At 63.4% G+C, this 20,583-nt stretch carries 25 protein-coding genes; 14 read left to right on the top strand and 11 right to left on the bottom strand.

Annotated elements, in window-relative coordinates; translation table 11 throughout:
* Window positions 1-77 precede the first annotated feature (77 nt).
* The gene (locus EB233_RS04860; protein WP_064990993.1) at window positions 78-377 is read right to left on the bottom strand and encodes a hypothetical protein; all 300 of its coding nucleotides are present in this window, start codon (window positions 375-377) and stop codon (window positions 78-80) included.
* A gap of 239 nt (window positions 378-616) precedes the next feature.
* Here EB233_RS04860 and rlmN point away from each other — a divergent pair, with 239 nt between their 5' ends.
* Genes rlmN through EB233_RS04845 form a run of 3 tightly spaced genes read left to right on the top strand, consistent with a single transcriptional unit; the run spans window position 617 to window position 2,777 of the window.
* Entirely contained in the window at window positions 617-1,852 is a 1,236-nt protein-coding gene (rlmN, locus tag EB233_RS04855; protein ID WP_064990992.1) for a dual-specificity RNA methyltransferase RlmN, read from the top strand.
* Entirely contained in the window at window positions 1,849-2,298 is a 450-nt protein-coding gene (locus EB233_RS04850; protein WP_027055179.1) for a hypothetical protein, read from the top strand. Before rlmN ends, EB233_RS04850 begins: the two co-directional genes overlap by 4 nt.
* Window positions 2,295-2,777, top strand: a complete 483-nt coding sequence (locus EB233_RS04845) for a hypothetical protein (RefSeq protein WP_064990991.1) — start codon at window positions 2,295-2,297, stop codon at window positions 2,775-2,777. The genes EB233_RS04850 and EB233_RS04845 overlap by 4 nt, the downstream gene beginning before the upstream one ends.
* Here EB233_RS04845 and EB233_RS04840 read toward each other — a convergent pair.
* Both EB233_RS04840 and EB233_RS04835 read right to left on the bottom strand, forming a co-directional pair.
* A complete protein-coding gene (locus EB233_RS04840) occupies window positions 2,749-3,390 on the bottom strand; it encodes a LysE family translocator (RefSeq protein ID WP_027055181.1) in 642 nt (213 codons plus the stop codon). The two genes, EB233_RS04845 and EB233_RS04840, sit on opposite strands and share 29 nt — an antisense overlap.
* Before the next feature lie 64 nt (window positions 3,391-3,454).
* The gene (locus EB233_RS04835; RefSeq protein ID WP_064991237.1) at window positions 3,455-5,509 is read right to left on the bottom strand and encodes a putative bifunctional diguanylate cyclase/phosphodiesterase; all 2,055 of its coding nucleotides are present in this window, start codon (window positions 5,507-5,509) and stop codon (window positions 3,455-3,457) included.
* 362 nt (window positions 5,510-5,871) lie between these two features.
* On the opposite strand from EB233_RS04835, the gene EB233_RS04830 reads away from it, so the two are divergent.
* Together EB233_RS04830 and EB233_RS04825 are read left to right on the top strand one after the other, a co-directional pair.
* Window positions 5,872-7,095 (top strand): argininosuccinate synthase, encoded by a 1,224-nt coding sequence (locus EB233_RS04830; protein ID WP_064990990.1) that lies wholly within the window; start codon window positions 5,872-5,874, stop codon window positions 7,093-7,095.
* Between the two features lie 88 nt (window positions 7,096-7,183).
* The gene (locus tag EB233_RS04825; protein WP_244277753.1) at window positions 7,184-7,849 is read left to right on the top strand and encodes a hypothetical protein; all 666 of its coding nucleotides are present in this window, start codon (window positions 7,184-7,186) and stop codon (window positions 7,847-7,849) included.
* A 233-nt stretch (window positions 7,850-8,082) separates the two neighbouring features.
* Here EB233_RS04825 and EB233_RS04820 read toward each other — a convergent pair whose 3' ends face one another.
* On the bottom strand, window positions 8,083-8,880 hold the full coding sequence (locus tag EB233_RS04820; RefSeq protein WP_064991236.1) for a lytic murein transglycosylase: 798 nt from the start codon (window positions 8,878-8,880) through the stop codon (window positions 8,083-8,085).
* Between EB233_RS04820 and EB233_RS04815 the strand changes: the two genes are divergently transcribed.
* The 8 genes from EB233_RS04815 to EB233_RS04780 all read left to right on the top strand — a co-directional run bounded on the left by EB233_RS04815 (window position 8,879) and on the right by EB233_RS04780 (window position 15,830).
* Entirely contained in the window at window positions 8,879-9,121 is a 243-nt protein-coding gene (locus tag EB233_RS04815) for a hypothetical protein (protein ID WP_154674650.1), read from the top strand. The genes EB233_RS04820 and EB233_RS04815 overlap by 2 nt on opposite strands.
* 7 nt (window positions 9,122-9,128) lie before the next feature.
* Window positions 9,129-10,226, top strand: a complete 1,098-nt coding sequence (locus EB233_RS04810; protein ID WP_064990989.1) for a zinc-binding metallopeptidase family protein — start codon at window positions 9,129-9,131, stop codon at window positions 10,224-10,226.
* A gap of 63 nt (window positions 10,227-10,289) precedes the next feature.
* Window positions 10,290-10,895, top strand: coding sequence for a DUF1236 domain-containing protein (locus EB233_RS04805; RefSeq protein WP_064990988.1), 606 nt, complete (start codon window positions 10,290-10,292; stop codon window positions 10,893-10,895).
* 267 nt (window positions 10,896-11,162) lie between these two features.
* Entirely contained in the window at window positions 11,163-12,128 is a 966-nt protein-coding gene (locus EB233_RS04800) for a CPBP family intramembrane glutamic endopeptidase (protein ID WP_081294244.1), read from the top strand.
* A gap of 379 nt (window positions 12,129-12,507) precedes the next feature.
* Window positions 12,508-14,109: a signal recognition particle protein gene (gene ffh / locus EB233_RS04795; protein WP_064990986.1), complete on the top strand. Its 1,602-nt coding sequence runs from the start codon at window positions 12,508-12,510 to the stop codon at window positions 14,107-14,109.
* A 7-nt stretch (window positions 14,110-14,116) separates the two neighbouring features.
* Complete coding sequence (locus tag EB233_RS04790) at window positions 14,117-14,443, top strand: chorismate mutase (protein WP_027055188.1); 327 nt, start codon at window positions 14,117-14,119, stop codon at window positions 14,441-14,443.
* A gap of 48 nt (window positions 14,444-14,491) precedes the next feature.
* Window positions 14,492-14,890, top strand: a complete 399-nt coding sequence (gene rpsP, locus EB233_RS04785) for a 30S ribosomal protein S16 (RefSeq protein ID WP_027055189.1) — start codon at window positions 14,492-14,494, stop codon at window positions 14,888-14,890.
* A gap of 94 nt (window positions 14,891-14,984) precedes the next feature.
* Window positions 14,985-15,830, top strand: coding sequence for an acyl-CoA thioester hydrolase/BAAT C-terminal domain-containing protein (locus tag EB233_RS04780; protein WP_081294225.1), 846 nt, complete (start codon window positions 14,985-14,987; stop codon window positions 15,828-15,830).
* Between the two features lie 65 nt (window positions 15,831-15,895).
* Here the strand turns inward: EB233_RS04780 and EB233_RS04775 are convergent, their stop codons facing one another.
* From EB233_RS04775 to EB233_RS04750, 6 genes are all read right to left on the bottom strand, one after another.
* Complete coding sequence (locus EB233_RS04775; RefSeq protein WP_064990985.1) at window positions 15,896-16,159, bottom strand: YMGG-like glycine zipper-containing protein; 264 nt, start codon at window positions 16,157-16,159, stop codon at window positions 15,896-15,898.
* A gap of 161 nt (window positions 16,160-16,320) precedes the next feature.
* Window positions 16,321-16,848 carry an SRPBCC family protein gene (locus EB233_RS04770; RefSeq protein ID WP_064990984.1) on the bottom strand — a complete coding sequence of 176 codons (528 nt, stop codon included), beginning with the start codon at window positions 16,846-16,848 and terminating at the stop codon, window positions 16,321-16,323.
* A 69-nt stretch (window positions 16,849-16,917) separates the two neighbouring features.
* Window positions 16,918-17,328, bottom strand: coding sequence for a DoxX family protein (locus tag EB233_RS04765; protein ID WP_064990983.1), 411 nt, complete (start codon window positions 17,326-17,328; stop codon window positions 16,918-16,920).
* Between the two features lie 152 nt (window positions 17,329-17,480).
* Entirely contained in the window at window positions 17,481-17,972 is a 492-nt protein-coding gene (locus EB233_RS04760; RefSeq protein WP_064990982.1) for an SRPBCC domain-containing protein, read from the bottom strand.
* Between the two features lie 33 nt (window positions 17,973-18,005).
* Window positions 18,006-18,353, bottom strand: coding sequence for an ArsR/SmtB family transcription factor (locus EB233_RS04755; RefSeq protein WP_064990981.1), 348 nt, complete (start codon window positions 18,351-18,353; stop codon window positions 18,006-18,008).
* Window positions 18,354-18,600: 247 nt separating this feature from the next.
* A complete protein-coding gene (locus tag EB233_RS04750) occupies window positions 18,601-19,506 on the bottom strand; it encodes a bestrophin family protein (protein WP_064990980.1) in 906 nt (301 codons plus the stop codon).
* A gap of 187 nt (window positions 19,507-19,693) precedes the next feature.
* On the opposite strand from EB233_RS04750, the gene EB233_RS04745 reads away from it, so the two are divergent.
* Window positions 19,694-20,101 (top strand): ACT domain-containing protein, encoded by a 408-nt coding sequence (locus EB233_RS04745; RefSeq protein WP_064990979.1) that lies wholly within the window; start codon window positions 19,694-19,696, stop codon window positions 20,099-20,101.
* A gap of 2 nt (window positions 20,102-20,103) precedes the next feature.
* Here the strand turns inward: EB233_RS04745 and EB233_RS04740 are convergent, their stop codons facing one another.
* Window positions 20,104-20,487, bottom strand: a complete 384-nt coding sequence (locus tag EB233_RS04740) for a GNAT family N-acetyltransferase (RefSeq protein WP_246298423.1) — start codon at window positions 20,485-20,487, stop codon at window positions 20,104-20,106.
* Between the last annotated feature and the right edge of the window lie 96 nt (window positions 20,488-20,583).

Genomic DNA, 20,583 nt, shown 5'->3' with positions numbered 1-20,583 from the left:
ATCAAACCTCCGCAATCAAGTCCGTGCGGACGTTGAGCCATGCCGTCGGCCGACTACCCACAGCATGGCCCTGGCCCTTACATGGCCATTTTTTCACATTCGGCCTGGGCCTTCTTTGTCGACGTATCGATCATGTAAGTTTTGCCCTTGGCGTCGGTCATCAGCATCATGCAGTGCTTGATCGGCTTGGCCATCTTCATCATTTCGGCGCCCATTTTCGCATCCGGCGTCATGGTTCCCATATGCCCGTCCGGCATTATGGCCGTTACCTGCCCACCTTTCATCATGGTCATCGTGCCCATCGTGTCTTCGGCAAATGCCTGTGAGACACAGAGGCCCATAAGACCGATGACAACGGCGATGTTTTTCGAATTCATCCTGCATACTCCCGTTTTTGAAGGGCACTTTTGCCCTATCCCAGGCTTCGACCGGTGAAGGGCGGTCGTTACATCAACACGACTATGTGATCGGCACCGCGCGTCGGCACGTGGAGGGTCCACCGAAACGGGGGCAGGCCGACGCCGCATGACTTCGTACTCAACCTGTGCTATGCGCCGCGCTTCATATCAGGCACGATGGATGAAATCGGCCGCAAACCGCTTATATCCGTGGAACCATGACCCTTTCGCTTGACCTTACCGCCGAAGGCGCCCGCGACGCGTTGCGCAGCCGTGCCGCGACGGCCGAAAAACCGTCGCTGATCGGCTTGACCCGCGCCGAGCTCGCCGCCGCCCTCATCGAATCCGGCACCGTGCCCGAGCGCCAGGCCAAGATGCGCGCCCAGCAGCTCTGGCACTGGATGTATGTGCGCGGCGTTTCCGATTTCGCCGGCATGTTCAACATCTCCAAGGACCTTCGCGCCGAGCTCGACAAGCATTTCACTGTCGCCAGGCCCGAAATCGTCGAGGAGCAGATTTCCGCCGACGGCACGCGCAAATGGCTGTTCCGCTTTCCGCCGCGCGGCGCCGGGCGGCCGGTCGAGATCGAGACCGTCTACATCCCCGAGGAAGGCCGCGGCACGCTGTGCATCTCCTCGCAGGTCGGCTGCACGCTGACCTGTTCGTTCTGCCACACCGGCACGCAGAAGCTGGTGCGCAATCTCACGGCCGAGGAGATCCTGGCGCAGTTGCTCACCGCCCGCGACCGGCTCGGCGATTTCCCCGACCGTGACACGCCGGATGGCGCCATCGTGCCGGCCGAAGGCCGCAAGGTCTCCAACATCGTCATGATGGGCATGGGCGAGCCGCTCTACAATTTCGAAGCGGTGAAGAAGGCGCTGCTGATCGCTTCCGACGGCGATGGGCTTTCCTTGTCCAAGCGCCGCATCACGCTGTCGACCTCCGGCGTCGTGCCCGAGATCCTGCGCACCGGCGAGGAGATCGGTGTCATGCTGGCGATCTCGCTGCACGCCACCAATGACGATCTGCGCGACTTGCTTGTGCCGATCAACAAGAAGTATCCGCTGAAGGAGCTGATCGCGGCTTGCCGCGCCTATCCCGGCCTGTCCAACGCCAAGCGCATCACCTTCGAATATGTGATGCTGAAGGACGTCAACGATTCCATCGAGGACGCCAAGGGGCTGATCAAGCTGCTCAAGGGCATTCCGGCCAAGATCAACCTGATCCCGTTCAATCCGTGGCCCGGCACCAACTACCAGTGCTCGGACTGGGAAACGATCGAGAAATTCGCCGACTACATCAACAATGCCGGCTACGCCTCGCCGATCCGAACGCCGCGCGGCCGCGACATCCTTGCCGCCTGCGGCCAGCTGAAGTCCGAATCCGAGCGCATGCGAAAGGTCGACCGACTGGCGCTGGAAGCCATGATGATCGCGGGGCACGGAGAGGCGTGAGCCGTCTCGTCGCCGGACTCAAACGCATCGCCATCATAGCAGTCGGTTACATCGCCGGCGTGCTGACCTCGATCCTGGTGCCTGTGCTGCTGATCACGCTCCTGGAAGGGATCGAATATGGCAACTGGTCCCTGGTCTTCACCTTCGACTGGCTGGGCTCCTTCCCGCTGGCGGTGCTCACCGTGGCGGTCTGCGCGCTGCTGATCGTCGGCCCCGCGATCTTCATCGCCGAACGGTTGTCACTGCGCGGATGGTTCTATTTCGCGGTCACCGGGGCGGTCACCTCCATCGCCTTTGGCGTTCTTATCCCGGGCTCGGCCGGCGGGTTTGTCTTCAATCCTGGCTTTCTCGGTTTCCTGGCCACGGCCGGCACCGCCGCCGGTTCGGTCTACTGGTTGGTTGCCGGACGCCGTTCGGGCCGTCTCATGGGCCGAGATCCCCAATGACCCGCTTCGTCGCCTATCTCGTCCGCTTTGCCGTCATCCTGTTTGGCTATGCCGTCGCCTCGCTGGCGGCGAGCGCCTTCCTCAACGTCCTGTTCCTGGCCTCGCTCGGCTATACGCCCGACCACACGCACCCGACGATGACGGCTTCGCTGTATGTGTCGATCCCCTTCGTCGCTTTGTTCGTGGCCTATTTCGCCTTCTTGCCGTCGGTGATCGTCATCCTGGTTGCCGAAATCATCGGCCGGCGCGACTGGCTGTACTACGCGCTGGCGGGCGCGGTGGTCGCGGGCGTCTTCCTCGGCCTCGTCGACCACGCCCAAGAGTCCATCTTCGCGGTGAAGGAGACCGGCGCGATCATGGCCGTGATCGGCGGCGGCATGGTTGGCGGCATCTTCTATTGGCTCGCCGCCGGCCGCTGGGCCGGAAGCCGGTGGACCGATGAGAACCCGCCTATTTCGCCTGCGCCGTCAGGATCTTGAGCGCGAAAGCGGAAAAAACACCGGCGAAAAGATAGTCGACCACCCGCGTGACGCGCGGGCTGGCCTTCATAGCCGCCGAGAATTTCTCCGCCGCCAGCACCATCGGCGCCGTCACCGGGATCGACAGCACGATGAACATGGCGCCAAGGAAGAACAGCTTTCCCTGCGCGTGCGGGTCATGCGCTGAGACGAACTGCGGCAGGAAGGTCATGAAGAACAGGATGATCTTCGGGTTGAGCAAATTGACGCCCAGCCCCGCCGCCCAGCTGCGCAACAGCGAGATTTGCGGTCCTGTCTTCTTCTCCGGCGAAAACGCCGAGCCCTTGGCGATCGCCTGCCATGCGAGGAAGACGAGATAGCCCGCGCCGAAGATTTTCAGCACGAAGAAGGCCATCGGCGAGGCGACGATCAGCGCCGAGACGCCGACCACCACCAGCGTGGTGTGGATCAGCGTGCCGCACAACGCGCCGGCCATCGAGGCAAAACCGGTGGCGCGCCCCTGGCTCAGGGTGCGAGACACGAACAGCGTCATGTCAGGCCCGGGCGTGATCGCCAGGATCACGGTGGCGATGGCGAACTGGATCAGCGTGGCGGTATCGGGAATGAAGGACATGTGCGGCCCCTAGGAGAACATGGGAGCCTATACGGGACGCGCGGCATCGGCGCCAGACGGCAGGTCAGGCCGCCGACTGGTCCATCTCGGCCAGCATGACGGCTGCCGTTCCGGTCAACAGGATCTGATCGATCGGCTTGGGACGGCCAAGGAAATAGCCTTGCGCCTCGTTGCAGCCTTCGACTTGCAGGATGGTCAGCTGGACATGGGTCTCGACGCCTTCGGCCAGCACGGGGATGTCGAGGCTGCGCCCCAGCGTCAGCACGGCGCGAATGATCGCCTTGGCCTGCGGGCTGCGCTCGACATCGGCCATGAAGGAGCGGTCGAGCTTGATCTTGTCGAACGGAAACGAGCGCAGCGTGTCGAGCGAGGAATAGCCGGTGCCGAAATCGTCGATGGCGATCGTCACGCCGAGCGCCTTGATCTGGCGCAGCACGTGCAACGTGCGCACCTTGTCGGCGACGATCGTCGATTCGGTCAGCTCGAGCTCGAGACGCTTCGGCGAGAGACCGGTCTCGACCAGTATCTGATGGACGAGCTTGGCGAGATCAGCATGGGCGAGCTGCACCGGCGACAAATTGACCGCGATCTTGTGGCCATTGTCCCAGGAGGCCGCCTGCCGGCAGGCGGTGCGCAGCACCCACTCGCCGATCGCCAGAATGGAGCCATTCTCCTCGGCGATCGGAATGAATTCGACGGGCGGGACCATGCCGTGCACGGGATGGGTCCAGCGCAGCAGCGCCTCGTAGCCGCAGGTGGCGCCGGTCTGCACCGAGGTCTGCACCTGATAGTGCAGCGACAGCTCGCCGCGCTCGATCGCCAGGCGAAGGTCGGTGGCCAGCGCCCGGCGCGCTCGTGCCGTCTCGTCCATGGCCGATTCGTAGAAGCAGACGGCCCGCGTCACGTCGTTTTTGGCCCGGTACATGGCCAGATCCGCATTGCTGACCAGCCTTTCCCGGTCGGCCCCGTCTCGCGGATGGACGGCGACGCCGATGCTGGCGCCGGTGACGGTTTCGAAATCGTCGATGCGCAACGGCTCGAACAATGATTTCTCCAGCCGCGACACCAGGCCGAGCAGGTCGTTCTGGTCCTTGAAGCGCTTGATGGCGGCGAATTCGTCGCCGCCGAGCCGGGCGACGAACTCGCCGTCGCCGGTAAGCTTCGCCAGCCTGCGCGCAATGATCTTGAGCGCCTGGTCGCCGGCGGCGTGGCCCCTGAGGTCGTTGATCTCCTTGAAGCGGTCGAGATCGATGACGATGACGGCCGTCATCGTGTCCTGATCCTCGCCAGCCTGCGCGATTTCGTGGTCGAGGCGGTCGTTGAAGGAGACCCGGTTGGCAAGGCCGGTGAGCGCGTCGTTGAGGGCAAGGTGCTGCAGCCGCTCGAAGCTCTCGAGCCGCCCGCGCTCGTCGATCAGGTAGCTGGCGAAACCGGTGGCCGCGACGATCAGGCCGACCACGGCGACCGCGACGGCCATTGCCTCGAGGATATCGGGATTGGTGCCGGTGGTGATGAAGGAGAGCGGCGTCACGGCCACCGCCGCCATCGCCGTGAAATGCAGGCCGACGATCGCCAGCACCAGAAGCCCGATGCCGAGATAGTGCGACCAGCGCTGCGGCCGGCGCACCGCCTGGCCGATCGCCACGGCGGCAAAGACCATCGAGATCAGTACCGAGGCGGCGACATAGTGGCCGTCCCACTCGACGATGCCGGCCACATGATAGGCCATCATGCCGGTATAGTGCATGGCCGAGATCGCCAGCCCGACGGCGCACCCGCCCCATTCCGGCGCCAGGCCGCGGCCTTTGTCCAGGGCAAGGCCGAAGCCCGCGCCTGTTCCGACCATGGCGATGACCAGGGATATCATGGTGAGCGCCGGATCGAAGGTGATCGGCGCGCCGGGCTGATAGGCCAGCATGGCGATGAAATGGGTGCACCAGATCGAGGAACCGGCCGCGACCGCGGTCAGGAACAGCCATCCCCGCATCTGCACGCCGACGGTTTTCCTGGCGCGGTCGAGGAGACCGATCGTCACCCAGCAGCCGGTGACGCACATCAGTGCCGCCAGCAGAACGAGCCACAGATTATGCTCCGTGACGATGCATGATATGACGCGCATCAACAAATGCCCAAGCCCGAGGATGCCCGCAACGGGCGGCAAAAGCCGCTTCGGCCCGATTGCGCGGCCAATGCAGCTCAGGGCTGTTTGTTTAGCGGCAGAGCATGAAAACTTGCTTAAATCCTGGGCGTAAATGCAGCCCATGATTGTAGCGGGTTGTTTCCCCAGTGGCATGATCTCCGGACAACGGGCTTCCATTTGCCCGGAGGTCATGCCGCGATAAGCCGGTTGCAAAGGCCCGACGCGCGCTGGATCAGCGGTCTGGCGCCGCGCATGCTTGCTCGCTTTGCCGTTCCTGCTAAAAGGCGCTCCGACAATCCGTGACGCCCGGCTTCCAAGCGTCCGCCATCGACGGAGCAGAAATGTCCAAGACCAAAGACGTCAAGAAAGTCGTGCTCGCCTATTCCGGCGGTCTCGACACATCCATCATCCTGAAATGGCTGCAGACCGAACTCGGCGCCGAAGTCGTCACCTTCACCGCCGATCTCGGCCAGGGCGGCGAATTGGAGCCGGCGCGCCAGAAAGCCGAGATGATGGGCATCAAGGACATACGCATCGTCGACGTGCGCGAGGAATTCGTCGCCGACTTCGTCTTCCCGATGTTCCGCGCCAACACCGTCTATGAGGGCACCTACCTCTTGGGGACCTCGATCGCGCGGCCGCTGATCTCCAAGCACCTCGTCGAGATCGCCAGGGAGACCGGCGCCGACGCGATCGCGCATGGCGCCACCGGCAAGGGCAACGACCAGGTCCGCTTCGAGCTTTCGGCTTACGCCCTCAACCCCGACATCAAGGTCATCGCGCCCTGGCGCGACTGGTCGTTCAAGTCGCGCACCGACCTGATCAATTTCGCCGAGCAGCACCAGATCCCGGTCGCGAAGGACAAAAGGGGCGAGGCGCCGTTCTCGGTCGACGCCAACCTTCTGCACTCCTCTTCCGAGGGCAAGGTGCTGGAGGATCCGTGGGTGGAGCCGCCGGAATTCGTCCACCAGCGCACGGTCTCGCCGATGGATGCGCCGGACGCGGTCACCGAGATCGAGATCGAATTCCTGAAGGGCGATCCGATCGCGCTCAACGGCAAGAAGCTGTCGCCGGCGACGATGCTGGCCGCGCTCAACGATCTCGGCCGCGACAACGGCATCGGCCGGCTCGATCTGGTCGAGAACCGCTTCGTCGGCATGAAATCGCGCGGCGTCTACGAGACACCTGGCGGCGCCATCCTGATCGTGGCCCACCGCGCCATCGAATCGATCACGCTCGACCGCGGTGCGGCGCATCTCAAGGACGAGTTCATGCCGCGCTACGCCGAACTCATCTACAACGGCTTCTGGTTCGCGCCCGAGCGTCTGATGCTGCAGGCGATGATCGACAAGAGCCAGGAAGACGTCGAAGGCACGGTGCGCCTCAAGCTCTACAAGGGCAACGTCATGGTCACCGGCCGCAAGTCGAAGAAGACGCTCTATTCCGACGCGCTGGTCACCTTCGAGGACGACCGCGGCGCCTACGACCAGAAGGACGCCGCCGGCTTCATCCGCCTGAACGCGCTAAGGCTGCGCACGCTCGCCGCGCGCAGCCGCAAGGGCTGATACTCAACGGCAGCAAAGCACTACCAATCATGCCTAACAAACCCGGCGGAGACGTCGGGTTTTATTTTGTCCCGCTAATATAAACAGAATGAAGCCGACTGCGGTCGGTTCTTGTTTGACCTTCTGGCAGCTTCATTTAAGTTCATTTGTGGGTTCAGGGGTTTTGACAGTGAAAAATAGCATTTCCTTTCTGCTTGCAGCGGTTGTCGTCTTGTCGATGTGCCAGTCTTCACAAGCAGGCGCCAAGCGCGATCCCAAGACAGATATGAACGAGTGCATCGCTTTTGCCCGCACGGCGAACCTTACGTTCAAGCATGACATCGCTTCGTTCATGGGCGTCTCTGAGGAACGCATGCCGGCCTTGTTCTGCCAGCGCCTCGCCGATGGGATACGCAGCGGCCGCATCAGTTATTCCGACATAAACAGGCTGCAGCTCGATCAGTCGACCGAAATCTGGATGGTTCTCAAGGGGAAGTCAAAGCCCGCCAAGGTTACGCAAGCGCCGGCGCCGCGGTCGCCCAACTTCCGTAACTGCAGCGGTATTGACGGCGCCTTCCAGGTTCCCGTTTCCCAGAAATGCCCGGCGAGCGGCTGGGCGCATTCCGACCAGCCGACAGAGATGGACATCAAGGGCAGGCCAAAGGCGGCTCCTACAGAACGGCGAAATGCCAAATTCCGTACCTGCTCAAATGTTTACGCCGGCACCTTCGAGGTTCCCGCTTCCAAGACATGCCCCTCGGGCGGCGGCGGCTAATAGCAGGCTACCGGAGTTCCGACGGTGGTCGAGGGCACGCCAAAGGCGGCGGCTCCAACGCCGAGGAACTCAGCACTCCCGGTTCCCGGAAATGCCCGTTGAGCGGTTACGCGCATTGTTGAGGGAGATTTGACGGGATCGAACTTGGTCATTCGAGCGATTGGGTTTTAATCCTGGTCCATGACCAAGAGCCCGGCGCATGGCCGGGCTCTTGCCGTCGAACAGAGGGTCAATCAGTTGGCGTCGATCGCGTCGGCGATGCGGGCGATGGCCTGCTGGTAGACGCTCGCGGAATTCCAGCCGGCAATCGCGCCCATGTTCGCGCTCGCGCTCGCGCCGGCCCGCCAGCCATGCCCCTTGAGGTAGTTGGCGGTGGATGCCAAAGCCGTCGCCTTGTCGCGCAAATTGCCGTTGCCGACCGCATACTTCAAGACATTGCCCGGCAGGAACTGCGTGTGGCCAACCTCGCCATGCATGGCGCCGACCGACGAGGCGGTCAACGCTCCGCGATCGACCAGCTTCAAGGCCGCGATGGCATGCGGATGGAAATAGGCCGGACGGCGGCAATCATAGGTCAGCGTCAGGATGGCGGAGACCGTATTCTGGTTGCCCATGGAGGCACCGAAGCCGGTCTCCATGCCCCAGATGGCGAGCAGCACACCCGGCGACACGCCGTAGTTGCTCTCGATCTGGCTGAACAGCGCCGCGTTCGACTTCTTCAGCGCACGGCCCTTGGAAATGATCGCGGCCCCGCCACGGCGCTTCATGAAATCGTCCACCGAGCCGCTGAAAGCCTTGTGGATGGCGCGGTCGGCCGAGATCGTCCTTGTTGCATAAGTCGCGCCAGCCAGGGCGGCCAGACCCTTCGAGCCGACGCCTTCGGACTTGGCGTCCGCGGCAAAATCCTGTTTCCAGGCATCGAAGCCGGCGCCCGTCTTGCCACAGCTGGGCGCCGCCTGCGCGCCTGCCGCCAGCCCAAGCACCGCCACCGCCGCGGCCGCTAAAATCCTACCCTTGGCAAGAAATGCCATGTTGTTCTCCTGGTTGCCTGATTCACGTCCCGGCGCGAATTTGCCAGCGAAACCCGCATTTGTCACCGTCTGTGGCACGATGCTGGCGCATGCCGGGGAATTTACCTACGATCAAGTGAATATTGTGACAGGCGCGGCCGAAGCCTCGCTTATCCTCCACGATGTTGCTGAATGGTGTCACGGCCAGGGAACGGCGCTCGACGATCGGCGTTTGAACGATGCCCTTCCCCAAACGGTTTGAGATCAAGATGAAACTCTTCGACTGCCCGCATTGCGGCCATCGTCTCTACTTCGAGAACGCGCAATGCCTGAACTGTGGGAGCCTCGTGCTCTACGATGCCGAGCATGCCCGTTTTGCCCTGTCGGGTACGGACGGCGTCTTCCAGTGCACGAACGCCGATGAGTGCGCCTGCAACTGGATGGCCGAACCAGGGCAGGTCTTTTGCCGCGCCTGCGTGCTCAACCAGATGATCCCCGATCTCTCCGTCGACGGCAACCGCCGCCGCTGGATCCGGGTCGAGGCCGCGAAGAAGCGCGCCATCTATTCGCTGCTTGCCTTCGGCCTGCCTGTCGCGCCCAAGCAGAACCCCACGGACGAGGTGGGCCTCGCCTTCGACTTCCTTGCCGATCCGATCGGTGGCGGCCCCGGCGGCGAGCGCATCCTGACCGGCCATGACAATGGGCTGATCACGCTCAACGTCGCCGAGGCCGATTCAGCCGAACGCGAGAAGCGCCGCGTCGAGATGGGGGAGAACTATCGAACCCTGCTCGGCCATTTCCGCCACGAACTCGGCCATTATTACTGGGACCGCCTGATCCGCGACGATCGGCAAAGGCTGGACGCTTTCCGCGCTCTGTTCGGGGACGACCGCGCCGATTACGAAGAGGCGCTGAAGATCTACTACGCAAACGGTGCCGCGCCCGACTGGCAGCAAAACCACATCACGGCCTATGCCACCTCGCATCCCTGGGAGGACTGGGCCGAAACCTGGGCCCACCATCTGCACATCACCGACACGCTGGAGATGGTCCACGCGCTGAACTTCCCACTTGGCCAGCTGGAGACGGTGGAAGCCAATGACCTGCCGCGAGGCGACACTGGCGGCGAACCGCAGGCCGCGGCTTCGGAGCCCGCCAACACGCCCGAGCCGTTCGAAAAAATCCTGGCCCGCTGGCTGGTGCTGTCGGAAGCCTCCAACTCGATCAACCGTTGCATGGGTCTACCCGACCTCTATCCCTTCGTCATTTCGGATGTGACGGGGCGGAAACTGGCCTTCGTTCACGACCTCTTGACCGGTCTGCCGAAAGAAGCGGGAACAAATCGTGAGGTCGCGCGGGCGCTTTAGCCGGAACGCATGCGCCATTGCCCCGTTTTCACCGCCGAGGGACCATGAAAACGGAGAGAAGCCATGAAATCCGTCTTGTTTCCCGCAATCGCCGGGATGATGACCGTGATGTCGGGTGTCGCGTTTGCCGACACCGCCGTATCAGCGGTCACCGATCTCAACGTGCGCGCCGGCCCCGGCCCGCAATATCCGGTCATCGGCGTGCTCGCCGCCGGCCAGTCGGCGACGCTCAATGGCTGCATCGAAAACAGCAAATGGTGCACCATCGCCGAAGCCGGCGGCCAGGGCTGGGTCTATTCCGACTATGTGACGGCCGATTTCAGCGGCAGCCGGGTGATCCTGACGCAACGCCCGCACGGCTCCAGCATCGCTGTCGTCTCGCCGCCAAAAGACATCGGCAATTACTCGACCGACTATACCGGAGCCATCATCGCCAGTGATCCGGTCGAGGGTGACTTTCCCCCGCCGCCCGCTGAAGTCCGTACCTATGTCGACACGCATCGCCTCGACCCGGTCTATCTCGACGGCGAAGTGGTGACCGGCGCGACCTTGCCCGACACTGTCGAGCTGCGCGAAATTCCCGACTACAACTACCGCTACGTCTATGTGAACGGTCAGCCGGCGCTGATCGATCCGCAGACGCGGCGCATCATGTACGTGGTGCGTTGACGAAAACTTGCTCAAGCGACGGTCGCTACGGCGCCGCCGCTTGAGCGTGCAAGCCAGTCGATGCTCTGGCGCCGCGTTTCGGTCGGAAGCGCGGCCAGCGTTATCCTTTGCGAAATCGATTCCGATTTTCGGGACCATCAGCTAGAGCAATTCCAGGAAAAGTGTGAAACGGTTTTCCCGGGAGAAGCGCATAGCGCGTCCCCCTTGGGAATTGCGTCGCAACAAAGAGCAGATCCGCAGCTGATGGATTCGTCAAAAGGACCCCGCGTGACGATCGACCCGGCCGCGTTTGAGACCTACCGGCATTCGCCAAACCACAAGACGACCTTGTGGCGGCTGTTTTCCGGCACGGCAATCGTCGTCCTGTTCTGGGCCATATCCACCGCGATCGTGCTGTTCGGCGGTACCTATGCCTACTTCGCCTGGCAGGCTTCAATCGGTGGGACGGCACCCGTCGGCGGGATGCAGGGTTTCCTTGCATCGCCCATCGGCATCCTCAGCGCGCTTGGCTCCTTTGCCGGCATCTGGATCGGCCTGTGGATCGCCATGCGCTGGGTACATGGCGAACCGCTGTCGGCGCTGCTTGGCGCCAGTCGCCGTGTATCGTGGCCGGACTTCTTCAAGGGGCTGGTCGCGGTGCTGATCACCTCGGCTCTGTCAGAAATCCTGCTCTATCTACTGCAGCCGGGGATAGCGCGCGGCACGATCAGCCTGTCATCCTGGCTGCTGTTCGCGATCCCGATCGTCGCGCTCACCTTTCTGCAGACGTCGTCGGAAGAAGTGCTGTTTCGCGGTTACCTGCTGCGTGGCTTGGCCAACCGGTTCAGAAGTCCGCTGATCTGGGCGTTGCTGCCCGGCCTGCTGTTCACCGCGCTGCACTGGAGCAGCGCCTCGTCGGCCGCCATCAACGCCTGCGTGCTCGTCTCGATCGCGGCTTTCGCGCTGCTTTTGACACTGGTGGTCTACGCCACTGGCAATCTCGGTGCGGCGCTGGGCGCCCATCTCGGCAACAACCTGACCGGTTTCCTGCTGATCTCGCACCAGGAGAGCTACAATTCCTTCGCCTTGTTCACCGCCAAGCCGCTCGAAGGGCCGGACTGGACGACGGCGGATGCAATTGTCATCGCCGTCATCGGCATCGTCTGCAGCCTGTTGACGATCGTGCTGCTGCTGCATTCGCGCTCGCCGCTCAGGGTTGGCGCTGGGCTTTCGGGCGCAATGATGGCAGCCTGATTGCTGCTCGAAGAGCCGCACCGATTGGTCCCTGCCTTGACTCCGCAGCCGTTTTCCTGTCTACACGCCCCGAATTCCGCGACGAGTATCCCTCCGAGCAAGCCGACCAGGACGCCGAAGCCTCTTTGAGGCCGAGTGCTGTAAACAGATCCTGGAGGCCAACACCCGGCAGCGCTGTGCGCCCCCGGGTGCTTTTTGGTTTTGGGCTTTTGCTTGGCGACTTGGCGCGAACGCATTACTTCTCGGATCGAACCCCGAACCGAGATCGAAGGACGATAGATGTTTGAATCGCTGCAGGAGCGCACAAGAGGCGTGGAGGGCCACCGGCCCGACAGGGATCCCTATGACTCCAAGGCGCTCTCGCGCGGCGGGTTGACCAATGTTTGAGTCCCTACAAGAGCGCCTTGGCTCCATCCTGAACGGCCTGACCGGCCGTGGCGCGCTGTCGGAGGCTGATGTCTCGGCGGCGCTGCGCGAGGTGCGCCGTGCGCTGCTCGAGGCCGACGTGGCGCTGGAAGTGGTGCGGTCGTTCACCGACAAGGTCCGTGAAAAGGCCGTCGGCGCCGCGGTCCTGAAGTCGATCAAGCCCGGCCAGATGGTCGTCAAGATCGTTCATGACGAGCTGGTCGACATGCTGGGCGCCGAGGGTGTCGCCATCGACCTCAATGCGCCGGCGCCCGTCGTCGTCATGATGGTCGGCCTGCAGGGCTCCGGCAAGACGACGACCTCGGCCAAGATCGCCAAGCGGCTGACCGATCGCCAGAACAAGAAGGTCCTGATGGCCTCGCTCGACACGCGGCGTCCCGCTGCGCAGGAGCAGTTGCGCCAGCTCGGCGAGCAGGTCAAGGTCGCCACGCTGCCGATCATTGCCGGCCAGAACCCGGTCGACATCGCCAAGCGCGCCGTGCAGGCGGCCAAGCTCGGCGGCCATGACGTCGTCATCCTCGATACCGCCGGCCGCACTCATATCGACGAGCCGCTGATGGTCGAGATGGCCGACATCAAGAAGGTGTCGAGCCCGCATGAGATCCTGCTGGTCGCGGATTCGCTGACCGGCCAGGACGCCGTGAACCTTGCCAAGAGCTTCGACGAGCGCGTCGGCATCACCGGCCTGGTGCTGACCCGCATGGACGGCGATGGCCGTGGTGGTGCTGCTCTTTCCATGCGCGCCGTCACCGGCAAGCCGATCAAGCTGATCGGCACTGGCGAAAAGATGGACGGGCTGGAGGAATTCCACCCCAAGCGCATCGCCGACCGCATCCTCGGCATGGGCGACATCGTCAGCCTGGTCGAGAAGGCCGCCGAGAACATCGACGCCGAGCAGGCGGCGGCGATGGCCAAGAAGATGCAGTCGGGCAAGTTCGACCTGAACGACCTCGCCCAGCAGCTTCAGCAGATGTCGAAAATGGGCGGCATGGGCGGCATCATGGGCATGATGCCCGGCATGGGCAAGATGAAGGACCAGATGGCCGCCGCCGGTCTCGACGACAAGATGTTCGGCCGCCAGCTCGCCATCATCTCCTCGATGACCAAGGCCGAGCGCGCCAACCCCGACATGCTGAAGCACTCGCGCAAGAAGCGCATCGCCGCCGGCTCCGGCACCGACGCGGCCGAGATCAACAAGCTGTTGAAGATGCATCGCGGCATGGCCGACATGATGAAGGCGATGGGCGGCAAGGGCAAAGGCGGCGGTCTCATGCGCGGCATGATGGGCGGCCTTGCTTCCAAGATGGGGCTTGGTGGTTTGGGGGGCGGCATGATGCCCGGCATGGGCGGCATGCCTGACCTCTCCAAGATGGATCCCAAGCAGCTCGAGGCCTTGCAGAAACAGGCACAGGCCGCCGGCCTCGGTGGCATGAAGGGCCTCCCTGGTGGTCTTCCCGGCGGCGGCGGTTTGCCCGGCCTGCCCGGCGGCATGAAACTTCCGGGCCTTCCCGGCCTCGGCGGTGGTGGGCTGCCCGGCCTCGGCAAGAAGAAGTGAGGACGCTATGAACGAGGAAAAAGACATGGCCGACGCACGCATCATCCTGGCCGGCTACCGCGCCTCGATCGACAACATCGATGCCGCCCTCATTCACATGCTGGCCGAGCGCTTCCGCTGCACCAAGGCGGTCGGCGTGCTCAAGGCCGAGCATGGCCTGCCGCCGGCCGACCCGGCGCGCGAGCAGCAGCAGATCGCCCGTCTCCGCCAGCTGGCGCATGACGCGCATCTCGACCCCGATTTCGCGGAGAAATTCCTCAACTTCGTCGTCCGCGAAGTGATCCGCCACCACGAACAGATCGCCGCTGCCAACGGCGTGACGAAAACGGGTTGAGGTCGACCCAACTCATCAACGAAATCAGAGCTTTTAGGAGATAAAGAAATGGCACTGAAGATCAGACTGGCCCGTGCGGGCTCGAAGAAGCGTCCTTACTACCACGTCGTCGTTGCCGACGCCCGTTCGCCGCGCGACGGCCGGTTCATCGAGTCGCTCGGCTCGTGGAACCCGCTGCTGCCGAAGGACGGCGAGCGCGTCAAGGTCGACGCCGACCGCGTCAAGCACTGGCTGTCGCACGGCGCCCAGCCGACCGACCGCGTGCTGCGCTTCCTCGACGAGGCCGGCCTTGCCAAGCGCGACGCCCGCTCCAACCCGAAGAAGGCCGAACCGGGCAAGAAGGCGCAGGAACGCGCCGCCCTGCTGAAGAAGGCGCAGGAAGATGCCGCGGCCGCCGTTGCGGCCGCTGCCGCCGCGCCGGCCGAGGAAGCCGCCACGGCGGAGTAATCGCTTCCCATTCCTTGCGGAAACAAAACGGCGGGCCTGTGCCCGCCGTTTTGCTATTGTCGAGCAATGCCATGGCGGCATTCGAGCCGAGCGGATGAGCGAACGGGAAATTACCCAAGAAATCCTGTCCGGTGGCGTTGCCGGAGCGCTGTTGCGATGCGCCGAGGCCACGACGGGCGTCGTGGTGTTGAGCGGATCGAGCGGCCGCGTCGACGTCGCCCGCGCCCGGCTGTTTGCCAACCAGGGTGTGTCCGCGCTCGCTCTTCAGTGGTTTGGCGGCGAGGGGCAGGTTCCCGGCATATGCGAAATCCCGCTGGAAACATTTTTCGCCGCGACCGACTGCCTCGTCGGGTTGGGATGCCGGCGCATCGTTTATGTCGGCACGTCCAAAGGCGCCGAGGCGGCCTTGCTCGCGGCGGTTCATGACCCGCGCATCGATGGCGTGGCGGCGATCAGCCCGACATCGGTGGTTTGGGGCAATATCGGCCCCGGCCGCGACGGCATCAGCTGGCCTGAACGATCGTCATGGACACTGAAGGGCGTTCCGCTGCCATTCGTTCCGACCGACCCGAACTGGAAGGTAAGCCATGTCGATGGCCTTGTGTCTTACAGAGGACTTTTCGAGCACTGCCTGGCGAGCTTCAAGCAGGATGCGGACCGAGCCGCCATTCCCGTCGAAGTAATTTCAGCGAAGATCGTGTTGGTCGCGGGTGGCGACGACGCGCTGTGGCCATCGCTGGATTTTGCCCGCTCGATTGTCCGGCGTCGAGAAGATGTCGGCAAGCTCACACGACTTGTCTCAGATCCCGACGCCGGCCACCGCCTTCTCCTGCCCGGAGAAACCACGCCACGTTCGGCATCGCACGCCCATGGCGGCAATGATGATGCCGATGCGCGTCTCGGCCGCGAGGCTTGGGAAGCCATCAAGGAGCTGCTGTAGGGTGTTCAGACGCGAAACGGCGGGCGATCGCCCGCCGTTTGCTGCTTTTCAGTGCTGAGCGCCGATCAATAGCCGTCGGGGCAGCGGTCGACATAGACCCGCCCGTGGCGGTCGCGGTACCGGCATCGGCCGCTTTCGCTGGCATGGCCGATCAGCGCGCCGGCCACCGCACCGACGGCGCCGCCTACCACGGCGCCTTGAACCGGATCACCGGCAACGGCCGCGCCGACCGCCGCACCGCCAAGGCCGCCGATCGCCGCGCCTTTTTCTGTTTGCGAACATGCGCCGAGCGCCGTCGTCAGTACCAAGATAGTCAGGATTTTCTTCATTTTCGTTCCTCTCTCACGCGGATCGCCGTCTCGCCGCCAAGCCCTTAACTCTCAGACGGCTAATTTGATCCCGAGGATAATGAAGATCGCTATGTCCTTCGCTCGAACACGCAGTGGCGTCCCCAGAGCAATCCCGTCAGACGCTGAACCGCTCTAACCGGTCATGCCTCGGTGTTGCGCTTCAGATTGGCGAGGCCGACTTCGAAATCCCGGCCGATCAGCGTGTCGAAATTCATGAACAGGCCCATCAGCTTGGCGATGAACGGCCGGCTGCCGCGCATAGCCCAGGAGACGGCGGTGGTGTCGCCCGACGTCGTCAAGGTGAAATCGACACTGTTGTTGGCACGGAACGGTTTTTCGAAATCGAGCTCGAGAGCGACCAGCGAGGACGGCATCGAATTGACGATCTCCATGCGTCCCTTGCCGGCCTTGCCATTGCCTTCCCAGGCATAGACGGCGCCCTTGCCGCTTTGCGCGCCGGAGAGCGTGCGCTTCATGTCGGGGTCGAGCTTTTCGTAGGGCGACCACTCTGGCCAGCGGCTGAAATCGTTGATCAGTGGGAAGATCGCTTCCGGCGCCGCCTTGATGGTAGCCGTGCGTGTGGTGACGAAGTCATTGGGCCGTGTGGCGGCATAGATGAGGACGGCGGCGATGACGACGACCAGGACAATGAGGATGGTGCTGAACATTTTTCTCTCCCCCTTACAGCAATTCCAGGAAAAGCGCGTGGCGCTTTCCCTTAGCAATTGCGTCAGAAACTACCGGCTGAATGGGATCAGCGCGCGCACCCGGGGGTCGCGCAGATACAGGCCGCCCCACAGCATGATGCCGAGATAGACACCGAACAGCTCGTGCGAGAACAGCGGGCTGTCGACGCGCACCTTGGTGGCGATGGCGCCGCCCATATAGGCGGTGAGCAGTATGGCGCCGAGAACCGAGGTGCGCGGCAGTGCATAGAGCGCCGTCGAGACGAGGCCGATGACGCCGAGCATGCGCGCCACATTCGGATCCGCCGGCCAGCCCAGCGGCACCATCGTCTGGGTGACGATGTCGAGCGGCGGCAGTTTGATGACGCCGTCGAAGATCATGAACAGGATGATGAGGCCGCTCAACGCGCGGCCGGTCCACAGGGCGCCGGACGGAACGGGCGCGGTTTGAGAAATGCTCATTGGTGCTCCTTCGGATGTTTCGGGTTCAAGCGCCGGCCTTCTTGTTGAAGGTCGATCCAAGGACGCGCAGCGGGACGACGACCCGACACGCCACGGGATTCTTTTTGCACTCCGGTACTGCGACCTTCGCAGAACACCGGGCCGTGATTGGTTCAAAGCGTCTTGAGATAGGCCTCCAGGCGCGCATAGCTCGCCATGACCATCTGGCCGAAGCCCATCTTTACCGCCATGTCCCGGGCGGCGATCGAATTGGCGCGGACGGTCGCCACGATCCGCGTCTTGCCGCCGGCATCCTCGAACAGGATGGTCGTCACCATCTGCGCCGGCGGCAAGCTGTCCTGCCACTGGCTGCGGTCGAGAGGCGCATCGCGATAGATGATCCGCTCCGGCGGCGTGATCTCCAGATAGACGCTGTTGGTCGGATATTCGCTGCCGTCGGCAAAACGCATGGTCAGCCGCCATTCGCCACCCGGCCGCACATCCATCTCGCAGACCGGGTAGGTCGAGCCCTCCGGTCCCCAGAAGCGAACCAGATGGTATGGATCGGTGAACAGCCTGAACATAAGCGCGCGCGGTGCATCGAAAGTCCTGGCGATGATGATGACCGGGTCATCGGATGGAAGTTCTATCGATTGATCCGCCACTTTCCTGCCTCTCCTTGATTGACCATGCCGGCTTCAATTGTGGCTGCCGTCGGGATCTCCCTTCTGCAGGGCCTGCAGATAGGTTTCGATCCGATCGAACCGCGCGTTCCACAGCACACGATAGGATTCCAGCCACGCGTCGACCTCGCGCAACGGCTCCGGCTGCAGGCGGCGCGGCCGGAATTGCGCGTCGCGGCCGCGCGCCACCAGGCCGGCGCGCTCCAGCACCTTGAGATGCTTGGACACGGCGGGACCGCTCATGGCGAAGGGCTCGGCCAGCTCCGTCACCGAGGCCTCGCCGAGCGACAGCCGCGCCAGGATGGCACGCCGCGTCGGATCGGCCAGTGCGGCCAGTGTCAGGCTGAGTGCGTCGGTTGCCATATATAGAAAACCAATTAGTTATCTAACCGATTGGTTATATACTGCACAATAACCCGGCGGTCAAGTGGCATGGCAGGAGGATTGTGTCTCAATGCGGAGTTGGTGTCCGGCGAGACTTCGGATCGAGCCTCAGCCCTTCGGCCAGCCAGGAAACAGACTTCTGCGCCGCGGTATACACGAGCTCAGCCGTGTCGTAATGCACGCCGGAATAGCATTCCGTTGGCGTCCAGGCGCCCGACGGCCGTTGTCAGGAAAAATAGAACTTCTCGGCCGGCAGCATTTTCGGCGGCGTTTCGCCCAACGCCTCGAACACTGAAATCTCGCAGACGCGGCAGAGACCGTCCAGGGCGAGGTCGTTGGCTTCGGTGCCGAACGGATCCTCGAGTTCCTCCGAAAGCGCGTCGAGGCCGAAGAAGGTGTAGGCGATGAGCGCCGTGAACAATGGCGTCGCCCAGCCGGTGGTCGAGATCAGGCCGATGGGCAGCAGCAGGCAGACGATATAGGCGGTGCGATGCACCAGCAGCGTGTAGGCGAAGGGCAAGGGCGTGCCGGCAATGCGCTCGCAGCCGGCCTGGATGGCTGTGATCGAGGCCAGCCTTTCATCCAGGATGCGGAAGCCGATCGTGTCGACCTCGCCGGCCTGGCGCTGCGCATTGGCGCGCCGGCCCATACGCCTGACCATCTCGTCGGCCGGGTTGGCGAAGCGTACTGCCGCATCCGCTTCGGCGTCTATGAAGGCGCGGGCGTCCTTGACGCTGTCGGTCTTGCGCAACTGTCCGCGCAGGAAATGGCAGAAGGCCAGCGCCTCCATGAGCAGGCCGCGCTGCTCGGCAGGGTCGGCGATCAGGCTTGTCGTGGCGCGAGACAGGTTGCGGATTTCGAAGACCAGCGCGCCCCACAGTTTGCGGGCCTCCCACCAGCGGTCGTAGGCGGCGTTGTTGCGGAACGAGAGGTAGATCGACAAGGTTACGCCGACCAGCCCGAACGGCGTGATGTTGAAGACGCCGAGGTCCAGCACGAACCAGCGCGCCAGGGCGACGATGACCGCCGAGTAGATGGCGAAACCAAAAATCTGCGGCAGGATGCGCGGCACGACGGAGCCGCGCATGATGAAGAACAGCTGCAGGAAGGTCGGGCGCGGGCGAACGATCATTCGGGCAAGCCTTTTTCGCGGACCGGAGGGGGCCGACGACCTCTCTATTGTGCGACGCGGCAAGCAGGCAAGCCCGGCCGCCAGCGACATCGCCATGTCGTGAGTGCGCGCATGGACTATCGGCTTGCGGCGGTGGCGGATATTGAGGAGCGGACGGCCCGTTTCATCAGGCGAGAGAACGAAGAAAATGACCGGCGAGACCGATCTTAAGACCCTGTTGGCATCCATGAGACCGGAGTTGCTCGACAGTATCTACGTCTTCGCCACGCTGGCGCCTGGGGTTGCCCAACCGGACGGCCTCGAACCGGTGATGGTTTTTCGCGAGCGCGAGGGCACCACGCTGATCGTGACCGAGGCGGCGGCAAGGGCAGCAGGACTGACCGCCTCGTTCCGTTGCCGGATGATCACCCTTGATATCCATTCATCGCTGGAGGCGGTCGGCTTCCTCGCCGCCATCACCACGCGCCTCACCACCGCCGGCATGGGCGTCAACCCGGTCTCGGCCTTCTATCACGACCATCTGTTCGTGCCGGCGGAGCGGGCGCAGGAGGCGTTGAGGTTGCTGAAAAAGCTGGCCACCGACAGCGCCGGCTGAAATCAACGCCGGCGGACATACAAAATATCCGGCAGGCCTTCCTCATTTGTGTTGCCGTCGCCGAAGGCCTCGGCACGAAAGCCGTGGCGCTCGTAGAAGCGTCGGGCGCCGGTGTTGGCCTGGAAACAATGCAGTTTCACCACCGGCAGCGCCGCTGTCATTTTCATCAGCAATCGGCTGCCGAGACCTTGGCCCGTCCAGGCCGGGTCGAGATAGAGCTGTTCCACCCAATCGCCGTTCACGGCGATGAAGCCGACAATCTCTTCGCCAGCCTCGGCGACCGTCACCTGCTGCCGTGGCAGCACGATGTCGCGGATGAATAAAAGATCTTCCTCTGGCGTATGCAGCACCGGCATCCAGTCGAAAGCGTTGAGCGACGCGCGCATCATGGTCGCGATGGCGACGGCATCCGAACCGATGGCCGGACGCACGGTGATTTTGGTGCGATCGCTCATAGGTCGGCGCTGCCCCTCATCCGCCTG

Source organism: Mesorhizobium erdmanii (assembly GCF_013170725.1).
Classification (GTDB): domain Bacteria; phylum Pseudomonadota; class Alphaproteobacteria; order Rhizobiales; family Rhizobiaceae; genus Mesorhizobium; species Mesorhizobium erdmanii.
The sequence above is the reverse complement of the archived record's forward strand: the minus strand, read 5'-3'. Positions and strand labels throughout refer to the sequence as shown.

Excerpts from the sequence above, each read along its gene's own strand:
- EB233_RS04835 (WP_064991237.1), bottom strand. The coding sequence starts at position 5,509 with ATGCGCGTCATATCATGCATCGTCACGGAGCATAATCTGTGGCTCGTT.
- ffh (WP_064990986.1), top strand. The coding sequence starts at position 12,508 with ATGTTTGAGTCCCTACAAGAGCGCCTTGGCTCCATCCTGAACGGCCTG.
- EB233_RS04775 (WP_064990985.1), bottom strand. The coding sequence starts at position 16,159 with ATGAAGAAAATCCTGACTATCTTGGTACTGACGACGGCGCTCGGCGCA.
- EB233_RS04765 (WP_064990983.1), bottom strand. The coding sequence starts at position 17,328 with ATGAGCATTTCTCAAACCGCGCCCGTTCCGTCCGGCGCCCTGTGGACC.
- EB233_RS04805 (WP_064990988.1), top strand. The coding sequence starts at position 10,290 with ATGAAATCCGTCTTGTTTCCCGCAATCGCCGGGATGATGACCGTGATG.
- EB233_RS04790 (WP_027055188.1), top strand. The coding sequence starts at position 14,117 with ATGAACGAGGAAAAAGACATGGCCGACGCACGCATCATCCTGGCCGGC.
- EB233_RS04830 (WP_064990990.1), top strand. The coding sequence starts at position 5,872 with ATGTCCAAGACCAAAGACGTCAAGAAAGTCGTGCTCGCCTATTCCGGC.
- rlmN (WP_064990992.1), top strand. The coding sequence starts at position 617 with ATGACCCTTTCGCTTGACCTTACCGCCGAAGGCGCCCGCGACGCGTTG.
- EB233_RS04815 (WP_154674650.1), top strand. The coding sequence starts at position 8,879 with ATGTTGTTCTCCTGGTTGCCTGATTCACGTCCCGGCGCGAATTTGCCA.
- EB233_RS04810 (WP_064990989.1), top strand. The coding sequence starts at position 9,129 with ATGAAACTCTTCGACTGCCCGCATTGCGGCCATCGTCTCTACTTCGAG.
- EB233_RS04820 (WP_064991236.1), bottom strand. The coding sequence starts at position 8,880 with ATGGCATTTCTTGCCAAGGGTAGGATTTTAGCGGCCGCGGCGGTGGCG.
- EB233_RS04780 (WP_081294225.1), top strand. The coding sequence starts at position 14,985 with ATGAGCGAACGGGAAATTACCCAAGAAATCCTGTCCGGTGGCGTTGCC.
- EB233_RS04845 (WP_064990991.1), top strand. The coding sequence starts at position 2,295 with ATGACCCGCTTCGTCGCCTATCTCGTCCGCTTTGCCGTCATCCTGTTT.
- EB233_RS04740 (WP_246298423.1), bottom strand. The coding sequence starts at position 20,487 with ATGCGCGCGTCGCTCAACGCTTTCGACTGGATGCCGGTGCTGCATACG.
- rpsP (WP_027055189.1), top strand. The coding sequence starts at position 14,492 with ATGGCACTGAAGATCAGACTGGCCCGTGCGGGCTCGAAGAAGCGTCCT.
- EB233_RS04860 (WP_064990993.1), bottom strand. The coding sequence starts at position 377 with ATGAATTCGAAAAACATCGCCGTTGTCATCGGTCTTATGGGCCTCTGT.
- EB233_RS04840 (WP_027055181.1), bottom strand. The coding sequence starts at position 3,390 with ATGTCCTTCATTCCCGATACCGCCACGCTGATCCAGTTCGCCATCGCC.
- EB233_RS04750 (WP_064990980.1), bottom strand. The coding sequence starts at position 19,506 with ATGATCGTTCGCCCGCGCCCGACCTTCCTGCAGCTGTTCTTCATCATG.
- EB233_RS04745 (WP_064990979.1), top strand. The coding sequence starts at position 19,694 with ATGACCGGCGAGACCGATCTTAAGACCCTGTTGGCATCCATGAGACCG.
- EB233_RS04755 (WP_064990981.1), bottom strand. The coding sequence starts at position 18,353 with ATGGCAACCGACGCACTCAGCCTGACACTGGCCGCACTGGCCGATCCG.
- EB233_RS04770 (WP_064990984.1), bottom strand. The coding sequence starts at position 16,848 with ATGTTCAGCACCATCCTCATTGTCCTGGTCGTCGTCATCGCCGCCGTC.
- EB233_RS04825 (WP_244277753.1), top strand. The coding sequence starts at position 7,184 with ATGAAGCCGACTGCGGTCGGTTCTTGTTTGACCTTCTGGCAGCTTCAT.